Annotated in this window: 17 protein-coding genes; 3 read left to right on the forward strand and 14 right to left on the reverse strand. The window is 70.1% G+C overall.

The window, feature by feature from the left end:
• Positions 1-19: 19 nt before the first annotated feature.
• The 11 genes from D7X96_RS05320 to D7X96_RS05370 form a co-directional block, all read right to left on the reverse strand.
• On the reverse strand, positions 20-949 hold the full coding sequence (locus D7X96_RS05320; RefSeq protein ID WP_120546220.1) for a pectate lyase: 930 nt from the start codon (positions 947-949) through the stop codon (positions 20-22).
• A gap of 314 nt (positions 950-1,263) precedes the next feature.
• Positions 1,264-1,473 (reverse strand): hypothetical protein, encoded by a 210-nt coding sequence (locus D7X96_RS05325; RefSeq protein ID WP_120546219.1) that lies wholly within the window; start codon positions 1,471-1,473, stop codon positions 1,264-1,266.
• A 108-nt stretch (positions 1,474-1,581) separates the two neighbouring features.
• A complete protein-coding gene (locus tag D7X96_RS05330) occupies positions 1,582-2,592 on the reverse strand; it encodes a tetratricopeptide repeat protein (protein ID WP_158616117.1) in 1,011 nt (336 codons plus the stop codon).
• Between the two features lie 158 nt (positions 2,593-2,750).
• Complete coding sequence (locus D7X96_RS05335; RefSeq protein WP_121769151.1) at positions 2,751-3,629, reverse strand: GNAT family N-acetyltransferase; 879 nt, start codon at positions 3,627-3,629, stop codon at positions 2,751-2,753.
• A gap of 88 nt (positions 3,630-3,717) precedes the next feature.
• Positions 3,718-4,416: a carbonic anhydrase gene (locus tag D7X96_RS05340; protein ID WP_120546216.1), complete on the reverse strand. Its 699-nt coding sequence runs from the start codon at positions 4,414-4,416 to the stop codon at positions 3,718-3,720.
• A complete protein-coding gene (locus D7X96_RS05345) occupies positions 4,413-5,984 on the reverse strand; it encodes a SulP family inorganic anion transporter (protein WP_121769152.1) in 1,572 nt (523 codons plus the stop codon). Before D7X96_RS05345 ends, D7X96_RS05340 begins: the two co-directional genes overlap by 4 nt.
• A gap of 184 nt (positions 5,985-6,168) precedes the next feature.
• A complete protein-coding gene (locus D7X96_RS05350) occupies positions 6,169-7,521 on the reverse strand; it encodes a sigma-54-dependent transcriptional regulator (RefSeq protein WP_120546214.1) in 1,353 nt (450 codons plus the stop codon).
• The gene (locus tag D7X96_RS05355; protein ID WP_120546213.1) at positions 7,518-9,185 is read right to left on the reverse strand and encodes a sensor histidine kinase; all 1,668 of its coding nucleotides are present in this window, start codon (positions 9,183-9,185) and stop codon (positions 7,518-7,520) included. Before D7X96_RS05355 ends, D7X96_RS05350 begins: the two co-directional genes overlap by 4 nt.
• Positions 9,186-9,192: 7 nt before the next feature.
• The gene (locus D7X96_RS05360) at positions 9,193-9,654 is read right to left on the reverse strand and encodes an LIC_13387 family protein (RefSeq protein WP_121769153.1); all 462 of its coding nucleotides are present in this window, start codon (positions 9,652-9,654) and stop codon (positions 9,193-9,195) included.
• Positions 9,655-9,663: 9 nt separating this feature from the next.
• Entirely contained in the window at positions 9,664-11,391 is a 1,728-nt protein-coding gene (locus tag D7X96_RS05365) for a serine/threonine-protein kinase (RefSeq protein ID WP_120546211.1), read from the reverse strand.
• Positions 11,392-11,508: 117 nt separating this feature from the next.
• A complete protein-coding gene (locus tag D7X96_RS05370; protein ID WP_121769154.1) occupies positions 11,509-12,693 on the reverse strand; it encodes a cytochrome P450 in 1,185 nt (394 codons plus the stop codon).
• Between the two features lie 169 nt (positions 12,694-12,862).
• On the opposite strand from D7X96_RS05370, the gene D7X96_RS05375 reads away from it, so the two are divergent.
• Entirely contained in the window at positions 12,863-13,483 is a 621-nt protein-coding gene (locus D7X96_RS05375) for a hypothetical protein (protein WP_147468241.1), read from the forward strand.
• A gap of 34 nt (positions 13,484-13,517) precedes the next feature.
• On the opposite strand, the gene D7X96_RS05380 is transcribed toward D7X96_RS05375, so the two are convergent.
• The 3 genes from D7X96_RS05380 to D7X96_RS05390 form a co-directional block, all read right to left on the reverse strand.
• A complete protein-coding gene (locus D7X96_RS05380; protein WP_120546209.1) occupies positions 13,518-13,910 on the reverse strand; it encodes a RidA family protein in 393 nt (130 codons plus the stop codon).
• Positions 13,907-15,274 (reverse strand): hypothetical protein, encoded by a 1,368-nt coding sequence (locus D7X96_RS05385; RefSeq protein WP_121769155.1) that lies wholly within the window; start codon positions 15,272-15,274, stop codon positions 13,907-13,909. The genes D7X96_RS05380 and D7X96_RS05385 overlap by 4 nt, the downstream gene beginning before the upstream one ends.
• A 104-nt stretch (positions 15,275-15,378) precedes the next feature.
• Positions 15,379-16,269 carry a hypothetical protein gene (locus D7X96_RS05390; protein WP_147468242.1) on the reverse strand — a complete coding sequence of 297 codons (891 nt, stop codon included), beginning with the start codon at positions 16,267-16,269 and terminating at the stop codon, positions 15,379-15,381.
• 159 nt (positions 16,270-16,428) lie between these two features.
• Here D7X96_RS05390 and D7X96_RS05395 point away from each other — a divergent pair, with 159 nt between their 5' ends.
• Positions 16,429-18,087 (forward strand): amidase, encoded by a 1,659-nt coding sequence (locus D7X96_RS05395; RefSeq protein WP_121769157.1) that lies wholly within the window; start codon positions 16,429-16,431, stop codon positions 18,085-18,087.
• Positions 18,088-18,166: 79 nt separating this feature from the next.
• Positions 18,167-18,934: a hypothetical protein gene (locus D7X96_RS05400; RefSeq protein ID WP_120546205.1), complete on the forward strand. Its 768-nt coding sequence runs from the start codon at positions 18,167-18,169 to the stop codon at positions 18,932-18,934.
• The last annotated feature ends 32 nt before the right edge of the window (positions 18,935-18,966 follow it).

Genomic DNA, 18,966 nt, shown 5'->3' on the forward strand with positions numbered 1-18,966 from the left:
GTGGGTGAATCGCGCTGTTTCAGTAGTTCCACGCGGTGCAGTCAGTCGTCGTGCGCGTGACGAACTCGGCCAGCGTGCGCAGGTTCCGGACGAACGTGGCCGTGTCCAGGTAGTCCCCTGGAGTCGCGCCGCTGCGCGGACCGGCCGGGCTGTACGTGGTGATCCACCGCTCGTTGTTCACGGCCGCGTCCACCGCCTGCGCCGTGTCGGCGCGCAGCTGCTGACAGGAGCGCTTCATCACGGTCGTATCCGTGGCCAGCCGGTTGTGCTCCGCGCGGATGGCGGCGAGCTGCGACGGGACCTCCCAGGCGTAGTTCTGGTAGGTCGGCGGCGCGGTGGAGAACCGGGCGGGATAGCCGCCGGCCTTCACCGTGTAGAAGCCGATGTTTGACGGAGCGGTGTCGTCCAGTTCGATGTAGCGGGAGAGCAGTGTGTCATTGGCGTAGTCCACCGTCTCCAGGTACGCGAGCGCGGTGCCCACCGCGGCGCGGTTCGCCGGGACGCCCGGGTCCAGCTGGTAGAGGCGAAGCAGCGCCCACATGACGTCCTGGCTCTCCTGGCCCGCGATGGCCGGAGCCTCCCAGCTGCGCGCCCAGCGCGGCTGCATCTGGCTGTCATACTGCTGCGCCCAGGCAGGCTGGGGTTGCGGCATCTGCGCGCGGCGCAGGAAGTCACCGTACGCGGTGCGCATGGACTGATACGTCGCGGCCTGCGCGGGATAGATCTCCTTCGCCCAATTCAACATCTCCACGAAGGCCGTGGCGAGGTTGTCATTGAGCGTCGGGTCATCCCAGTACTCGGTCGTGTAGGAATTCGCGTAGCAGTTCGCCAGGCCGCACGCCGTCCCGATGGACGGCGGATAGCTCGCCAGGGCCGGAGTCGCCGGGTCCGCGAGCGCCGCTTCGATAAAGGCAATCGTCACGTCCGACGTCCCGGGTGACTGGATCATGATCTGATCCTCGTCCAGCTGGATGTCGCCCCAGCGTTCGCTCAGGTTGGTGGCGTTCTGGTGCCACGCATAGCAACCGTGACGCGCGACGTTGCACGGACCTGTCGCGCGGAGAGTGCTGGCCCAAGGTGTACTTCGTGCCGCTCATCGCGGCGCTCAAGGCCATCACCATTGATGTCATGGGCAAGGAGGCGCTGAAATCGACGACGTGCAGGACCGCACGAAGAGCATCCAGTCGCTGCTCGAGTCCAAGCTGTAGGACGCGTGGGCCAGGCCCGGGCCGGAAATGGCACCGGGCCTCGCCACGGACGCGGCTAGAAGCAGGTGCAAGCCGCCTTGTAACACTTGCCCAGCCGGAAGCCCTTCGCCACACAGCTGGCGTTGCACTCCTCGGCGTAGCACTCCACCTGCGAGGCCTCCGCGGTCGCCGGCGTGGACAGCGCCAGCGTGGCTCCAAACGAAACGAATGCACCCGCGCCCATCGCGAACAGCACCCGGCTCGCCTTCTTCAACGTCTGCATCATGTGTGTCTCCCGGTGAGGATGTTTCGGGTTGAAGCATACCTCACCTTGGAATCCACTGGATTCAAGCAATGCGAGTGAAGTTGGACACACTCCGCGGAGCTTCACACGTCATCTCCCCAGCGCCTTCTTCCGGGCCTGCTCGACGGACAGGGCCCCCGAGGCGACCTGCTCGGTCAACGCGAGCACCGCCTGGGAGACGCGGTCCTTGGGCGCGCGGGCCACGGCTTCTTTTGCATGGGGCAGGGCTTCGGCGGCGCGCCCCGCCAGAAGCAGGTTGAGGGCCAGGTTGGCCACCAGCCCCGCGTCAGCCGGGTCCACATCGAGTGCTGCCTCGCTGAAGCGCACCGCGTCCTCCATGCGCCCGGCGAGCCCCGCGCTGATTGAAGCCTCGCGGGAGACGTCCGGGTTGTAGGGGTTGAGCTCGAAGGCCCGGATGAAACACTCCAGCGAGCGCGCTTCGTTGCCCAGGCGGCGCTCCACCATGCCCAACGTCCACGCCGCGGCCCAGTTCTCCGGGATCAAATCCAAGGCCTGTTGGAGCAGCGGACGCGCTGTCTCGAATCGGCGCACCTCGGCCTGGGAGAGGGGCCGGTCCATGTCGTCCCCGAGCAGGCCCTTGATGGGCGTGGTGGCCTCCTGCCAGAGCCGGGCGTAGCGCTTGGCCTCCGCCTCGGACGGGTTCCGTTCAGGGAAACCCAGGAGGCGTGCATGTGTGGTGGTCAGTTCCTCGCGGGCGGTCTGCCTGTCCTGGGCGCTCGCTTCGGCATCGCGCGCGACGCGAAGCAGGGTGTCGCGTGATTTCTCATGCTCACCCAGCAGGCGGTGCAGCCGGCCCAGTCGGATGAGCACGGGCGTCCGGACTCCCACCGACAGCGAAGGCGCTACCGCGAGCGCCCTCTCGAAAAGCTCCGCGGCCTCGCGGTCAAGCCGTGCAATCACTTCTGGCCGGTTGGCGCCCTGTTCCTCCTGGTGGCTCCGGTCCTGGGCGATGCCCGCGAGGTTGACGAGGGCCAGCGGATGGTCGGGCGCGAGCACGAGCACTGCATTGAAGCGCTCCGCGGCGGCGTCGTAGCTCTGGCGTGAAGCCAGTTGCACGCCCTCCTCGAGCAGCCTGGCCACACGGGCCTCCAGAGGACTCTTCTCCGGCTCCCGTTGCTCCCGGACCACATTGCCCCGCCCGAAAAGCTTGTCCCAGAAACCCATCGCGACACGCTCCCTGCCCATCGTTCAACCGGGGCCACAGTGGATGCCAGCAAGGCTTTGCAAGCCCGGGCCTGTCAAGGGATTGGGACGACGTGGCCGAGGTTGCGGTCCACCACGCTGAAGCCAGCGGACTGGTAGAGCGCGACGGAGGCCGGGTTGCCATCGAAGGCATACACAATGGCTTGCCTGGCGCCCAACCCGTGCATGCGCGCAAGTCCTTCGTACAGGAGCGCGCGCACGAGCCCGCGCCGCCGGTGCTCCGGGACACACGCTGTCGGCTCGAACTCGCCCACGGCGTTGGCCTCGTCGAGCCAACCCAGCGCGCAAGCCGCGAGGCTGCCGTCGGGGGCCTCCGCGACGAGGTCCAACGTGGGTTGGTAGCGCGGCGCCTCCATGAGCCGCGCGTACACCTGCGTCGTCATCCGCTCGGTGCCGAAGCCGCGCCGGTGGACGAGGGCGCGTGCGGCGACCTCCTCGGGGCCTCGCACCGCGCGCACCTGGTAGCCCGCGGGCAGCGGAGGCGGCGGGGGTGGCCGTGCGTGGAGTGACAGCGCGAGGTGCAGGTAGCAGCCGTTCGGGGTGCGCTGGCAGCCCAGCCGCTGCAATGCCTCAAGCAGCGGGCCGTTGCTCTCCAGCGCCCACAGGGTGGCGTGGCGTGCGCGAACCCAGGACAGCACGTCCCGCGCGAAAGCGTCAGCCTGTGCGAGCGGATGGCCGAGCAGGTCCACGTCGCCGTTGCCGTAGGCCCACGCAAAGCCAGCGAGGTGTCCGGGCGCGCGCTCCCACAGGGCGATGTCCTCTTCCGGCCGCACCTGTGCATTGCGCAGCAGGCGCCAGGTCAGGTCTCCCACCGCGCACTCCACGTGGGGGCCGCGCTCCGCCCAGGCCTGGGTCACGAGGTGTTTCATGGCCTCGAAGTCAGCCACATCGCGATAGGGGCGGAGGTTGGACATCCGTCCCTTCTAGGCGACAGGGGAGAAAAGCAAAGGGCCCGGAACCTTCCGGTGCCGGGCCCTTCTTGCATCCAGGCTCGAGGCCGCCTTACTGCACGGCGCGGAGCGCGGGCGGCTCTTCCGCCAGTGACGTCAGCAGCCGCTCACCCTCGGTCTCATCGATGGGCACGAACCGGCCCAGGTCCTCACGGTACGCGTGGACCTGCGCCGCGCCGATGTCGAACCACCAGCCGTGCAGCCGCAGCGTCCCCGCCGCGAGCCGGTCGCGCACGATGGGGTAGGTCTTCAGGTGCTCCAGCTGCGCCAGCACGTTCAGCTGGGAGAGGCGATCCGCGTCCGGCAGCCCCTCGCCCACCTGGGAGTTGTTCTGCCGCAGCGCCTTCATGGAGGGCGCTCCGTGCGCGAGCCACTGCTCCAGGTTCGGCGCGCCGTCCACGTTGCCGCCGGCCAGGATGGCCTTCATCGCGCCGCAGCTGGAGTGGCCGCAGACCACGACGTCCTCGATGGGCAGGAAGCCCAGGGAGAACTCGATGGCCGCCGCCTCCCCGCGGTCCGCGGAGTGCTGTCCGCCCGTCACCGCGGGGGGGACGAGGTTGCCCACGTTGCGCACGGTGAAGAGGTCACCGGGATCCGTGGAGACCAGCAGGTTCGGCACCACGCGGCTGTCCGAGCAGCTGATGAAGAGGCAGTCAGGGGACTGCCCCTTCGCGAGCCGCGCGAAGGTCGCGCGGTACGAGGGCAGGGTGTGGCGCTGGAAATCGAGCAGACCTCTGATGAGCTTCTTCACTGCACACCTCCGGGAGAAAGAGTCGAAACGTGATGAACGGGGGAGGAAGGGGAGAGCGCGGCGGCCTCGGCCGACGGGGCCGCACGCGCGCTGCGACGGGTCCAGACGTCCTCGAGCGGCTCCATGTTCACGATGCCGCCCGTCTTCCGGTACGTGTCCGCCCAGCTCTCCAGCGCTTCGAAGCCGGAGTGGTCGAGCGTGTTCACGGCCACGTCCACCTCAACGCGAGAGCCCGCCGGAATCTTCGCGAGCGCCGTCGAAAGCTTCGGCACGCCGACGAACGTCAGCGCTCCGCTGATGCAGACCTGGTGCGTGCCATTGACGGCCTGGGTCTCCACGCGCACCTGGCCCAGCTGCCACAGCAGCCGGAGGATGGCCGCGCCCAGTCCCAGCCCGATGCCCGCGAGCAGGTTGATGCCCACGACGCCGGCCACGGTGATGAGATAGACGGGCAGCTCGCCGCGGTGGCGCAGCTCCCGGATGTGGGCCAGGTTCACGAGCTTCAGGCCCACGTGCACCAGCAGGCCCGCGAGCACCGTCAGGGGCACGTAGGACGCCAGGCCCCCCAACAGCGTCACGAAGGCCAGCATCCACACCGCGTGCAGCACCGCCGACCAGCGCGTCTTCGCGCCCGCGTTGATGTTCGCCGCGCTGCGCACGATGACGCCGGTGATGGGCAGACCGCCGACGAGACCGGAGACGGTGTTCGCCACGCCCTGCGCCAGCAGCTCGCGGTCCAGGTTCGCCCGCGGGCCGGTGTGCAGCTTGTCGGTCGCCACCGCGCTCAAGAGCGACTCAGCGCTCGCCACGAGCGCCAGCGACAGCGCCGCCACGATGAAGGCGCCCCACATGGAGCCTTCCGGAAGCGCCGGCAGCTGGATGGCGGACAGCGCGTTCGCCGCCAGCTTCACCCGGGCCACGTCCGCGTTCAGCACCGCCGCGACCACGGTCCCGCCCACGACCGCCACCAGCGGCCCGGGGACCTTCTTCAGCTTGCCGTTCGGCAGGAAGTTCCACGCGATGAGGACGCCCAGCGTGAGCAGGCCCAGCACCGTGGCCGTGCCATGGAGGTTCATCACCTGCCCGGGCAGCTCCCGCAGGTTGTTCCAGGCGTTGCTCTGCGGAGAGCCACCCAGGACGATGTGGACCTGCCCCAGCACGATGAGGATGCCGATGCCCGCGAGCATTCCGTGGATCACCGCCGGCGAGATGGCCAGCGCCGTCCGCGCCACCTTCAGGCCGCCGAGCGCCACCTGCACGAGGCCCGCCGCGGCCACCGCCGCGCACGTCACGGCGAAGCCCAGCTGCTGGATGAAGCCGAACACCATCACCGCGAGGCCCGCCGCGGGGCCACTCACGAGCAGCGGCACGCCGCCCAGCAGGCCCACCACCAGGCCACCGACGACGCCGGCAATGAGGCCCGCCATGATGGGCGCTCCAGAGGCGAGCGCGATGCCCATACACAGGGGCAGGGCCACCAGGAACACCACCAGCGAAGCTGGCAAATCCGAGGCGAGGATCGTCTTCAACGACGGTCTCGCCTCTGCTGCCTTTACATCCGAAGTCATTGCTTGAGCTCCCCTGTCATCTCTGCCGGGCCAGACCAGGGCCCGGGGTGACAGCGGGGGCTACGCAATCGTCGTGCCGACCTGGATCAGCCCTCTTCCGTCGAGAGCGCGGCGGCGGGACGGAGGGGGAATGAAAGAAACTTGAATCGCCCCTCGCCAGGCGATGAAAGAGATTTTAACTCTGTCATTCCGAGGAGGAGGCCTCCTCCAGGCGGCGGAGGAAGGTCGGGTAGGACAGCCCCAGGGCCTTGGCCGCCTCCACGCGTCTGCCTCCCAGCTGCTCGAGCACGTGCCGCACGTACAGCCGCTCCACCTCATCCAGCGGCCGGGGCGGGCCCGACACGGAGAAGGCGTTGGGGTCGGCCGGGGCCGGCGCGCCGCCGCCCTTGGCGAGCGACTGCAGCTCGAGCGCGGGGCCGACCTCGAGCACGAGCGCCCGCTCGAGCACGTTGCGCAGCTCGCGGACGTTGCCGGGGAAGGGGTAGCTCACCAGGCGCTCCTCCGCGGCCGGAGAGAAGGGGACCGGGCGCCGGCCGAGCTCCGAACAGAGCTCCTGCACGAGCGTCCGTGCGAGCGGCAGCACGTCCTCGCGACGCTCGCGCAAGGGGGGCACGTCCACCCGGAACACGCTGAGCCGGAAGAGGAGGTCCTCGCGGAAGCGCCCGGCGGCGACCTCCGCCTCCAGGTCCTTGTTGGTGGCCGCCACGATGCGGGCGGTGCTCGTGAGCTCCGTCATGCCTCCGAGCCGCCGGAAGGCTCCCTTGTCGAGGAACGTGAGCAGCTTCGCCTGGAGCGCGAGCGGCAGCTCACCCACCTCGTCGAGGAAGAGGAGCCCATCGCTCGCCAGCTCCACCAGCCCGCGCCGGGCCGTCTTCGCGTCCGTGAAGGCGCCGCGCTCGTGCCCGAAGAGCTCGCTCTCCATCATGGTGTCCGGGAGCGCGGCGCAGTTGATCTGCACGAAGGCCCCCTGCTTCTGGCGCAGGGCGTAGAGATGACGGGCGAGCACCGCCTTCCCCGTCCCCGTCTCTCCGAGCAGCAGCACGGGGCTTCTGGGCGTGGTGGCGATCCGCTCCAGCATCTGGAGGGTGCGCTGCATCACCGGCGAGCGGGACTCCGCCAGCCGGTGCCGTCCCTCGAGGACGCTCTCCGCCTGGCGCAGGCGCTCCTGGAGTTGCAGGTCGCTGGCCGCGCGGCGCGCGCGCATCACCAGGTCGTCAATCTCCACCGGCTTGCTGAGGTAGTCGCGCGCGCCCGCGCGGATGGCCTCGACGGCGCTCTCGATGTCGCCGTGCGCGGTCACCATCAGCACGACGGTCGTCGGAAGCTGGGCTCGCAGCTCGGGCAGGAAGACGAGCCCGTCTCCGTCCGGCAGCCGCCGGTCCAGCACGACGAGGTCGGGCGCCTCGGCGGCGAGCGCGACGCGCGTCTCATGCAGCGAGCGCGCGACCCGGACGCGGAATCCCTCCTGGCTCAGCATGGAGGCCGCGAGCGAGGAGAAGGTCCGGTCGTCATCGACGAGCAGCAGGGAGGTGCTCATGAAGCCATTTTCTCGAGCGGAAGGCGGACCGTGAAGCGGCTGCCTCCGGGTACGCGCAGGTAGGAAACGCTTCCTCCATCATGCGCACGGATGGCCGTGCGCACCATCGGAAGCCCGAGCCCGATGCCCTTCGAGCGGCCCACCGCGAAGGGCTCCCAGAGCCGGGGCTCGAAGGCCGGGGGCACGCCGCCCGCGTTGTCCTCCACGACGAGCACCACCTCCGCGCCGTCGCGAAGCAGCTGGACCTCGACGCGGGGTGTGGGCTGCTGGCCGGTGTCGTGCGCCACGGCTCCGGCTTCGACGGCGTTGCGGATGAGGTTGTCCGCGGCGGAGACCAGCAGTGTCGGGTCTCCCTTCACGAAGAGTCCCTCCTGCAGCGTGGTATCGATGGTGACGTCCGCGGCCTCCGGCAGCAGCCTCACGGCCTGGAGCGCGTCCTGGACCAGCAGGTGCATCTCACAGCTGCGCCGCTGCGTGGACTGGGGGGAGGCGAAGCTCAAGAGCGAGCGGGCGAGGTGGCCCAGCCGGTCCGCCTGGGAGCGCAGCGCCTGCACGGGCAGGGTCGTCTCGCCTCCCTTCGCGCGGATCATGCTGAGCGCGGCCTGCATGCTGTTGAGCGCGTTCTTCACCTCGTGGGCGATGAGCGAGGACGCCGTGCCGAGCGCCGCCATCGTCTCCTGGCGGCGCAGCTGCTCTTCGGCCGCCATCAGCGAGCGATAGGAGCGGCGCAGGAGCACCGTGAAGAGCAGGAGCACGCCGCCGAGCAGCGCGGTGTGGAAGCCGAGCTGGCCCAGGTAGCGGCGCTTGAGCAGCTCGCGGTCGCGCGCCTCGTCCTCGAGCACGGCGAGCAGCATGTCGGTTCCGGGGACGAGCGCCGCCGCGCCGAGCAGCCGCGTGCCTCCGAGCGTCACGGCCCCGGGTGCATCCACCATGGGGCGGAGGAGCGAGGCGAGCTCCGGCTGGCGCAGGAGGGGCGGGGGCGCGGCCGGCAGGAGGAGCCGTCCGCGCTCGCCGAGCAGCGCAACCAGGGACTCGTTCGTCCCGCGATGCACCGGGAGCAGCTCGTTCGCCGTCGCGAGCTCGCCCACGAGGAGGCCCACGACCCGTTCATCGCGCACGATGGGGACCGCGACCGCGACGAGCCCTCCGCCCTCCTCGTCCAGCAGTCCGACCGAAGCGGCCCGCTTCTCCACGATCCGCCGGAACCACGGGCGCGAGGCGAGCGGCGTGGTGCCGAGCTGCATGTTCGCCGGGTCGCTCCAGATGCGCTGGCCGTCCGCGGACACCAGCGCGACGCCCGCGGAGAAGAGCGACGTGTGGCCAAAGGCGTTCTCGAGGAGCGCCACCTCGGGGCCCGTGGCGCCATCCTCGGGCCGGAGCGACGGGTGCTCCGCCATCCGCTGCAGCTCCGAGCGCAAGAGGCCCAGGTGCGCGCCCAGGGCCTGGGCCTGGAGTCCCGCGCGGTCCGACAGGTGGACGAGCAATTCGCCCTCCGCGGCCTTCACGTCCGCCCGGTAGGTCACGAAGGGACTGACGAAGGCGGCGCACCACAGGAGCATCAGGCCGACCACGGCGGACCGGCCCGCTTTTCGCTGCGTGCGAAGAAGCTCGCCCGGCGGGGGCACCAGTGAGGTCAGGGACGGATGGGCCGGAGGCGGCGACATGCGCCCATCATCCACCCATTGCGGTCCGCGCGGCAGCCACTCGTGCACCCTTTCGATAGGTGCCGACTGCCATCAGCAGCGTGATGGCGATCCCGAAGACGGTCGGGCCCATGAAGAAGTACTTCCAGCTGAGGAGGGCCGTCACCGCGTGCGCGACCGCGAGCGCCCAGGCCATGCCCGAGACCGCGCGCCAGGAATCCACGGGCACGTTGTCGAGCTGCCAGGCGATGACGGCGGACAACACGAGAAAGACAGACACCATCATCCCGAAGCCGAACCAGAAGCCATACCAGGTGCTGGCCGCCCCGTTGAAGTCGAACGACACGGACTTCATCTGGGCGAACACGGCGTCGGCTTCCGCCCCCAGGCTCGCCTGCGCCAGCATTCCGCCCGCTGTGTGCGCGGCGCAGTACAGGAGCAGGAGGTAGGTGGCACAGCGAAAGGGCGTGAAGTATCGCTTGAGGGGCATGGCTTCCTCTCAGCGTGAGCCCGTCGAGGACTGGGGGCCGCGCTGTCGCAGCAGCCACGCGGCGCGGGAGCGGACGTTGGCCATGGGGTGCTCGCGGGCCGCCTCCTCCAGCGCGGGCACCGCGGCCTCGCCCAGGTCCTGGCGCAGGAAGTCCTGGCAGGTGCCGTGGTACCGGTCGCTGACGAGGCAGCGGATGGCGTTCTGGATGACGACCGGTGCGTTGCGGTACGCGGCGTCATTGCGCAGCGCCGCGCGGTAGGCCGCCACGCCATCCACCCAGCGGAGGTTGTCGAAGTCGACGTTCCCCTCCAGGTAGCGGACGTAGGCGCTCGTCGGGTGCTTCGCCGCCAGCTTCTTCAGCGCCGCCAGGGCCGCGTCGCGCCGCTGCGCCTTGATCAACCGGTGGACCTCGTCGATGCCCGGGAGCTGCTCCACCACGGGCTGCCATTCCGTGGCGGACGCCGGAGCCTCCGCCCGTGTGTCCTCGACCGCCGGGGCCGTGGGCGACGGGCGCTCCGAGGCCACCGGCGCCGGAGACGCGGACCTTGACGACATCGCCCACCAGCCAAGGCCCATCGCGGCCAGGCCGAGCACCGCCGCGCCTCCCACGAGCCGGCGCGCGCCGCTGCGGGCGGGTGGGGACGTGATGGGGCCCGAGCGGATCGTGGCCTCGGACTCCTCCTTCCTGGCCACGGCCTCCGTCGGAGCCACCGGTAGGGGCTCCGGAGCGCGGACTTCGGCCTGGAGGCCCACGGGCGTCGCGCGGGGCTGCGCCCGGACGTTCCGCGTCGCGAGCGCGTCCTCCCCGGGACGTGCTGGCGTGGGCGAGGAGCGCGGCACTTCTGGCGCATCACCGGCCGCGGGCGTCACGGCCGGGCCCGCCCCGGCCGCTTCGAGCGCGGCCAGGAACTCCTTGGCGGACTGGAATCGATTCCCCGGGGCCTTCTCCAGCGCCTTCGCCAGTGTCGCTTCGAGCTCCGCGGAGAAGCCCGCGTCAGGGACGGCGTCGCGCAAGCGGGGCGGTGTCACCTCTCGCTGCATGCGCAGCAGCTCCGCGTTGCTGGTGGCGTTGAAGGGCTTCTTCCCGGTGAGCAGCTCGTAGAGCAGCACGCCGGTGGCATACAGGTCCGTGGGCGGGCCCACCGGCTCGCCGTGGATCTGCTCCGGGGCCATGTACGCCGGCGTCCCCAGCATCAACCCCGAGGTCAGGCCCGTGACCTCGTCGCGCAGCTTGGCCAGCCCGAAGTCGAGGATGCGCACCTGCTCTCCAAGCCCCTCCGCGTGCGTGACGATGATGTTCTCGGGCTTGATGTCGCGGTGGATGATGCCCTGCGCGTGGGCATGGGCGAGGCCGGCGAGCACCTGCCGCACGGTGCCCAGGGCCCGGGCCGGGAGCAGCGGACCATCCCGCAGCGTGCCCCGCAGGGTCTCTCCGGTGACGAAGTCCATCACCATGAACGGCGATTCCTGGTCCACGCCGAAGTCGATGACCGACACGCAGCACGGATGGGTGAGGCGGCTCATGGCTCGCGCCTCCACCTGGAACCGCTTCCGGAAGTCCTCGTCCCGGGCGGCCCAGGCGTGGAGGAACTTGATGGCGACGGGCTTGCCCACCTCCAGCCGCTCGCCCCGGTACACCATGCCCATCCCGCCCGCGGCCAGCCGCTCGATGATGCGGTAGCGCTCCTGCAACACCGAGCCGATGCGTGGATCCGTAACGGCCGTGGGCTCATTCATGGGCGCGCACGATAACAAGCCCGTTGCACGCGGGGAGGGTGGGGCGAAGAAGCCCTCACCCCTTCCAGGGGTGAAGGCCCAGGGTCGCTCCAGGTGCGGGTCCCGCAACCCGGTCGTTCATGCCGGAAGCAGCTCCACCGGCAGCGTCCGGGGGCCGTGGATGGTGAGCCCCGGGAGCCATTCGACAGTGGGGGAGGCGAGGCGCAGGGCGCGGATGCGCGGGACCAGCGCCTCCAGCGCGAGCCGGGCCTCCATCCGCGCGAGCTGCGCGCCCAGACAGAAGTGGATGCCATGGCCGAAGGAGAGGTGCTGGCTTGCCTTCTCCCGGCCGGGGAGGAAGGCGTCCGGCTGCTCGAAGACGCGCTCGTCGCGGTTGGCGCTCGCCACCAGCCCCATGACCAGGCTGCCCGCCGGGATGGGCGTCCCGGACAGCTCCACGTCCGACGTGGCGACGCGGAAGGCGAACTGCGCGGGAGGTTCGCAGCGCAGCACCTCTTCGATGAAGCGCGGAATGTGCGCGCGGTCCGCCCGCGCCTGCTCCAGCTGTTCAGGGTGGCGCGCGAGGAGGATGGCCGCGTTGCCGATGAGCTGCGCCGTCGTCTCCATGCCCGCGGGCAGCAGCAGGAAGAGGAAGGCCAGGACCTCCGCGTCGGTGAGCCGCTGGCCGTCCACCTCGGCGCGCAGCAGGTCGCTCACCATGTCCTCGCCCGGCTGGCGGCGTCGCGCGGTGATGACGCCCCCGAGGTAGTCCTCCATCTCCTTCACGGTGTCGCGGATGCCCGCGTGCTGCGCCGGCACGGCGGAGGTGATGAGGCCCATGTTCACCGACCAGCGCTTGAACTCGGTGAAGGTGGACGGCTCCAGGCCGAGCATCCGCCCGATGATGTTGCGCGGGAGCACGAAGGAGAAGGCGTCCACCAGGTCCACCTCGCGCTGGGAGACCGCGGCCTCCGCCAGCGTCAGGGCCTCGTGGCGCACCTGGGCCTCCAGCCGCGCCATGCCCGTGGGACCGAAGGCGCGGTTGACCATGGCGCGAAGCTGCGTGTGGCGCGGCGGATCCCGGGTGACAAGCGATTGCGCCACCGGGTTGGGGCCCAGCCAGGCCGGCTCCGCCGTCATCGCGAGCGCTTCGGAGGAGAAGCGCTGCGCGTCCTTCTGGAGGGTGCGCACGTCCTCGTAGCGGGCGGCGGCGTAGGCGCCAAAGGGGGCGATGCGGCAGAGCCCTGACTCCGCGCGCATGCGCGCATACAGGGCGTGGCGCTCCGCCTCGGTGGTGGGAGCGAACAGGTCAAACGTCTGCAACGGGGTCTCCAGGGTGATGCCCCCGGTGGCCCGGGGCTTCACGACGGAATACGGACGCTGCCCCCGGGCCTGGTTGCGCAGGGGAGTGGGGGCGCGGATTCACTTGCGACACCACATCAGCGATGGTGCGCGCCACAGCCTGGGGGACGGAAGGGACCCCGGAACCCGAATGAGCCCTCAATCCAAGACGAACCGCTGCGCCCGCGCCTTCTCTCCCCGCGGACTCCTCGCCCTGGGGCTGTTGTCACTTCCTGCCTGTGATTCCAATGACCCCGTGGGGGAGCTGGGGACGGTCCAGGCGGAGTACGAAGGGGAATGGAGGTATTTCAGTGACGTCCAGCAGGGAGTCCTCACCGCCCCGGACGACCCCGCTTCGCCGGAAGTCAGCCGTCTTGCGGTCTGCGGATGGGAGACCGAGGGCAGGGGCTTGTTCGACGATTCGAACGTCTGCTTCAACCTGCGCTTCGACACGGCGCTTCTGGGCGCGGGGCCCGCGACCTTCGGCATCGACGGCGCGGTGGTGGTCCCCGTGCAGGCCGGGATCGACCCCACCTTCACCCCGGGCGAAGCCCACGGTCCGGGCGTCCGCGCGGCGTGGGTTCACACGGGCTGCTATGGGCAAATACAGGAGGACGACGTCCGCCAGCAGGTGACCGGGACACTGGAGCTGCGGGTGAACGACGCCACCCGCTTCGCGGGCCATCTCGTCCTGGACATGACGGGGGCCTCGTCGGGACAGTGCTCCACGTCCAGGGCCCGCGCGGATGTGGAGTTCGACCTCCCGCGCTGAGCCGGAGGGCGCTTGCCAGCCGGATGCGGGTGAATCAAGGCACGTAGGCGATGCAGTCAATCTCCACGCGCAGGCCCGCGTCAGGGAGCGCGGACACCTGCACGGTGGTGCGCGCGGGCCGGTGACCGGCGAAGACGCGCTCGTAGACGGCGTTCATCCGGGCGAACTCCTGCATGTCCACCAGGAAGACGCCGCAACGCAGGACGTGCTGGAGGCTGGAGCCGCCGGCCACGAGGATGCGCTCCAGGTTGCGCAGCACCGCTTCCGTCTGCGCTTCGATGCCTTCGGCCTGGATGCCGGTGGCCGGGTCCTTCGCCGCCTGTCCGGAGATGAAGAGCAGCCGGTCCAGCTGCATGCCGGGAGAGTACGGGCCCACGGGCTTGGGCAGTCCGGGCGCGAGGATGGGCTGATGCTTCGCTGACGTCATGGTGTTGGCTCCTTGGGAAAGGCTCGAAGGAACTGCGCGTCCTTCCAATCCCAGACGCGCGAAGGATCCGCATCCACGTTCACCGGCACGGAGTTCCAGTTGTGGACGTCATAGGCATTGGATGCCCGCCAGTGGACGAACACGCTGAACACGGCCGTCACGGCCAGCACGCCCGTGAGGACGCGGTGCCGTGAAGGCGCCTCCAGGACCGACTGCACGGGGAACGCGAGGAAGTAGACGACGTACGGGAGCACGTCGGTGAAGAAGCGCGGGCCAATGGAGTGCCCGGCCCACCAGATGAAGAAGGAGGAGATGACCGCCCAGTGCAGGACCGCGATGAGGGCGAAGACGACCTCGTAGGGCTCCAGGCTCCGGCCGCGCCACTTCTGGACAAAGCCCACGACGGCCAGCACCAGGAACGGGGAGAAGGCGAAGAGGCCGCGCGAGGGGCTGACGAGGTTGGCGGCCAGCGCCATGAAGAACGGGCCAGCGAACGGGTCCACCGTGTGACGGTAGTAGGGCGAGAACGGCGAGCCGTAGACCGACAGGTGGTACGCGCAGAAGGGAATCGCGACGAGCGCCGCGCCCGCGAAGTAGGCCGGCAGCTGGCGGCGGTAGCGCAGGGCCATGAACCCGGTGACCACCAGGACGCTGAGCGAGTGCGTGGGCCGGCAGGCGTAGGCGGCCGCGACCCAGAAGCCCAGCGGGAACGCGGTGCGCGCGGTCTGTTCAGGCCGGGCCAGGAGCAACATGACGCAGGCGATGGCGAAGAGCCCGGGGCCGTGTTGCCAGAGCACCCGGCTGGCGGTGGAGAACGCCGTGGTGCCCAGCCCGAAGAGCAGCACCGTGACGAGCGCCGCCCCCGGGGACACCCGCCTGCGCAGGGTGACGAGGAGCACCACCGCCGCGGCGCAGACATAGAACGAGGCGATGAGCTGCTCGGTGCGGGCGAAGGTGCCCAGGTACTCCCTGCCGGTGTGACGGAACAGCGTCCGCCAGGCCAGCGCCTCCGCGCCGAACGTCCCCAGGCGGGGCAGCACCGGCTCCATCAGGGTGATGAGCCCTTCGGCGGCGGCCAGGAACGGGAGCGCGGAGACCATCACGCCCGGCGGGTACACGTAGTACGTGTGGCCGCCCGCCTCGTTGCGCGCGTACGCGGTCCCCGGGAAGAAGAAGTGCCGGAACTCGTCCAGGTCGGTGTTGCCCTCGTGGAGGATGCTGGCCGCGGAGGGGATGGACCACAGCGAGTCCGTCTGCAGCCGCGCCTCGCTCACGGTGTAGATGCCGAACAGGGCCAGCCCCATCAGCCAGAGCGCGAGCGTGGAGGACGCGAAGCTGCGCGGGGAGAGGGAGGGGGTTGGCACGGCAGGGGTTTCTAGCGAATCCGGCGCAGGAACCCCAACTCCCGGTGAAAGGCCCGCTCCCCCAGGAGACCCATGAGGGAACAGGCCCGTTCACGGCAACTGCTTCAGTACGTGCAGCGCAGGACCTGACGGTAGGTGCCGCACTGGCTGAAGTCCGTCGTGCCCGCGGGCTTCGACAGGTAGCAGGCGGAGACGACGGGGTCGCAGGGCGGGCTGGGCCAGACGTCGTAGGCATCGCCGTCGGTGAGCGCGAACTCCGTCACGCGCGCCACGAGCCGGGCGGTCTTCTGCATCGTCGCGCCATTGTCGCCGCCCGCGCTGAAGGCGAGCGGGACCGTGTGCGGATCAATGGCCTCGTGCAGCTTCGTGTACGTCCAGTCGAGCTTGTAGTTGGGCCGGCCGTAGACGGACGGGATGCCGTCGGGCGCCGTGACGGAGAGCCAGTCCACGTAGCCGGAGACCGACGCGTGGCCCCGGTAGAGGAGATTGTCGTTGCCCTGGATGACGTAGCGGGGCGTCACGGCCTCGTCGATCCAGATGCCCGAGTCGCCACGGAAGTCGTAGAAGCGCGGGGCCACCACGATGCGCGCGGTGTACTCGCGCGGCGTGCCCGTGTTGGTGGTGACCTTGACGAAGAGCGGCAGGCCGGAGAGCACCGTGTTGAGCTCGTGCCCCTCGTGGAGGACGATCTCGAAGCGGCGCTCGCTGATGACGTTCGCGTCGCCGAAGGCGTCGTCCGGCACGAAGCTGAGCACGTCCGCGAGGTAGCGGTTCGCGGTGGCGCGGAGGATGAGCGCGCGGACGCCGTCGCGCTGCTCGAAGGTGCCGAGCGTCTCGAAGCTCAGCTCGTTGTTGCCCACCGTGGCGTAGAGGCGGGTCGCCGTCTCCGCGGCGGTGCTGACGCCCAGCTCCTCCGCGGACTCGGTTTCAATGGGGGTGTTGTCACAGGCCGCGAGCGCGGTGAGACAGGTCAAGGCAAGGGCACGCAGATGCATGGGGGGATCTCCAGGTGAGGCATAATCTGTATCACACGCCCCTGACAGCGCCCCTGGATGGGATTGTGCCAGCCTTGTCACAACGGCTCGCCGCGGCGCTTCCTCCTGGAGGTGGAATCGGGTCCACTTGGCGCCCCTCCCAGAACAGGTGCCTGCTCCATGACGAAGAAGACGGCTGCCTCCGATGTGAACCCGGCGGGTCTCTCCCGCCGCACGCTCCTGGGGGCCGCCGCCGCGGTGACAGGGGCGCTGGCCGCCCGGGATGCGCGCGCCGCCGCGCCGGCCGCCGCCGCGCCCGGGACCTTCGCGCTGGAAGAGGCGACGGTCGCGGAGCTGCGCGCGGGCCTGGACTCCGGCAAGTACACCGCGCGCGGGCTGACGGAGGCCTACCTCGGACGTATCCGCGCGCTCGACCGCACCGGGGACCTGCCGCTGTGCTCGGTCATCGAAGTGAACCCGGACGCGCTCACGCTGGCGGAGGCGCTGGACACCGAGCGCAAGTCAAAGGGCGCGCGCGGGCCGCTGCACGGCATCCCCGTGCTCATCAAGGACAACATCGCCACGGCGGACAAGATGCAGACCACCGCGGGCTCGCTCGCGCTGGTAGGCGCCGTCCCCTCGCGTGACGCCTTCATCGTGGAGCGGCTGCGCGCCGCGGGCGCGGTCCTCCTGGGCAAGACGAACCTCAGCGAGTGGGCCAACTTCCGCTCCACGCATTCAACCAGTGGCTGGAGCGGACGCGGCGGCCTGTGCCGCAATCCCTACGCGCTGGACCGGACGCCCTCCGGTTCAAGCTCCGGCTCGGGCGCGGCCACCGCGGCCAGCTTCTGCGCCGTGTCGGTGGGCACGGAGACGGACGGCTCCATCGTCTCGCCCGCGTCCGCGTGTTCGCTGGTGGGCTTGAAGCCCACGGTGGGGCTGGTCAGCCGCGCGGGCATCATCCCCATCTCCTCGACCCAGGACACCGCGGGCCCCATGACGCGCACCGTGGCGGACGCGGCGGCGCTGTTGAGCGTGCTCGCGGGCGAGGACCCTCGCGACGCGACCACCGCCGCGGGCAAGGGCCGCGCCCATCCGGACTACACGAAGTTCCTGGACCCCCAGGGGCTCAAGGGTGCGCGCATCGGTGTGCCGCGCGAGCGGTTCTTCGGCTACCACCCGGCCACGGACGCGATCGTGGAGCGCGCGCTCGAGCTGATGAAGGCGCAGGGGGCCGTGCTGGTGGACCCGGTGGTGCTGCCCAACATGGCGAAGCTCGACGAGCCCGAGCTGGAGGTGATGCTGTATGAGTTCAAGGCGGGCCTGGAGGCCTACTTCGCGCAGCTGGGCGAGGGCGCCCCGGTGCGGTCGCTGGCGGACCTCATCGCCTTCAACGAGAAGAACCGCGAGCGCGAGATGCCCTACTTCGGGCAGGAGCTGCTGCTCCAGGCGCAGAAGAAGGGCCCGCTCACGGACGCCGCCTACAAGAAGGCGCTCGCGGCCTGCCGCCGGTACTCGCGCGCGGAAGGGCTGGACGCGGTGATGAACAAGCACAAGCTGGATGCACTCGTGGCGCCGACGCAGGCCCCGGCGGGTCCCATCGACCTGGTGCTGGGCGACCACTGGCTGGGCAGCAGCTCCACGCCCGCGGCCGTGTCTGGCTATCCGTCCATCACGGTGCCCGCGGGCGACGTGCACGGGCTGCCGGTGGGGGTGTCGTTCATTGGCCGCGCCTGGAGCGAGCCCGTGTTGCTCAAGCTCGCCTACGCCTACGAGCAGGCCTCGCACGCGCGGCGCAAGCCCGCGTTCCTGAGGACCGCGGACCTGCGCGGCGCGTAGGGACTGCTCCTGAGGCCTGCTTGCCGCCTTGATGGTATGGGGGTGCCGCGAACCCTCTCACCCCACCGAAGGCCCTCCCGTGAACTCTTCCCTCGCGCGTCTCCTCCTCGGCTGCGTCCTGTCCACCTCCCTGAGCGCCTGTGACACCAGCGTGGCCGGTGATGACGACACGGACACCGGCGGCGACAGCATGGTCGTGACCGGCATCTGGAACCGCTACGGCAGCGAGTACGGCTATCAGACCGACATCGCGTACGGCGGCATCGCGGGCCAGTCGTCGGACCGGGTGTACATGTGCGAGCTGCCCGGCTCCCCCACCGCGGGCCTCTACAAGGGCCGGCTCATCAGCCCTCGGATGATCCGCTGGGACGCGAACCACAACCTGCCCGACTACGAGGTCGTGTTCGAGGGCACCACCATGCGCTTCAAGCCCCAGAACGGCACCAACACGTTCCTGGGCCAGTACCGGCAGGGCACCTGGACGCCCGGGGCCTGCGACTTCACGCTGAAGGACGGCGAACTCATCGACAACTCGTCCACCGCCTACGTGGTCTTCGACAACAGCGGGGAGACGAAGATCACCAGCGTGAAGATTGGCGGGGAGGGAATCCCGGTGAAGGCGAGCACGGAGACCGCGTGCAGCGTCACGACGCTCATCCCTGCTGGCACCGGGAGCAATGGCAGCCTCACCGTGTCCATCAGCTACAGCGGCGTGGGCATCGATGGGCCCTACAGCCGGACCCAGACCCATTCCATGTATCGGTCGGACTTCAAGCCGGGCTGCAACAAGCTCGCGGTCGAGTTCGGCTGCGGCGCGCTCGCCGTCTGCGTCTACCCGGTTCCGTAGCGAAGCCAGAGAAGCCGCGAAGCGACCCTGCG

This window comes from Corallococcus interemptor (genome assembly GCF_003668875.1).
In the GTDB taxonomy this organism is placed as follows: Bacteria; Myxococcota; Myxococcia; order Myxococcales; family Myxococcaceae; genus Corallococcus; species Corallococcus interemptor.

Bases quoted from the DNA above. Each gene is read 5' to 3' on its own strand.
- D7X96_RS05325 (WP_120546219.1), bottom strand. From the start codon at position 1,473: ATGATGCAGACGTTGAAGAAGGCGAGCCGGGTGCTGTTCGCGATGGGC.
- D7X96_RS05355 (WP_120546213.1), bottom strand. From the start codon at position 9,185: ATGTCGCCGCCTCCGGCCCATCCGTCCCTGACCTCACTGGTGCCCCCG.
- D7X96_RS05320 (WP_120546220.1), bottom strand. From the start codon at position 949: ATGATCCAGTCACCCGGGACGTCGGACGTGACGATTGCCTTTATCGAA.
- D7X96_RS05345 (WP_121769152.1), bottom strand. From the start codon at position 5,984: ATGACTTCGGATGTAAAGGCAGCAGAGGCGAGACCGTCGTTGAAGACG.
- D7X96_RS05360 (WP_121769153.1), bottom strand. From the start codon at position 9,654: ATGCCCCTCAAGCGATACTTCACGCCCTTTCGCTGTGCCACCTACCTC.
- D7X96_RS05395 (WP_121769157.1), top strand. From the start codon at position 16,429: ATGACGAAGAAGACGGCTGCCTCCGATGTGAACCCGGCGGGTCTCTCC.
- D7X96_RS05335 (WP_121769151.1), bottom strand. From the start codon at position 3,629: ATGTCCAACCTCCGCCCCTATCGCGATGTGGCTGACTTCGAGGCCATG.
- D7X96_RS05390 (WP_147468242.1), bottom strand. From the start codon at position 16,269: ATGCATCTGCGTGCCCTTGCCTTGACCTGTCTCACCGCGCTCGCGGCC.
- D7X96_RS05350 (WP_120546214.1), bottom strand. From the start codon at position 7,521: ATGAGCACCTCCCTGCTGCTCGTCGATGACGACCGGACCTTCTCCTCG.
- D7X96_RS05375 (WP_147468241.1), top strand. From the start codon at position 12,863: ATGAGCCCTCAATCCAAGACGAACCGCTGCGCCCGCGCCTTCTCTCCC.
- D7X96_RS05380 (WP_120546209.1), bottom strand. From the start codon at position 13,910: ATGACGTCAGCGAAGCATCAGCCCATCCTCGCGCCCGGACTGCCCAAG.
- D7X96_RS05365 (WP_120546211.1), bottom strand. From the start codon at position 11,391: ATGAATGAGCCCACGGCCGTTACGGATCCACGCATCGGCTCGGTGTTG.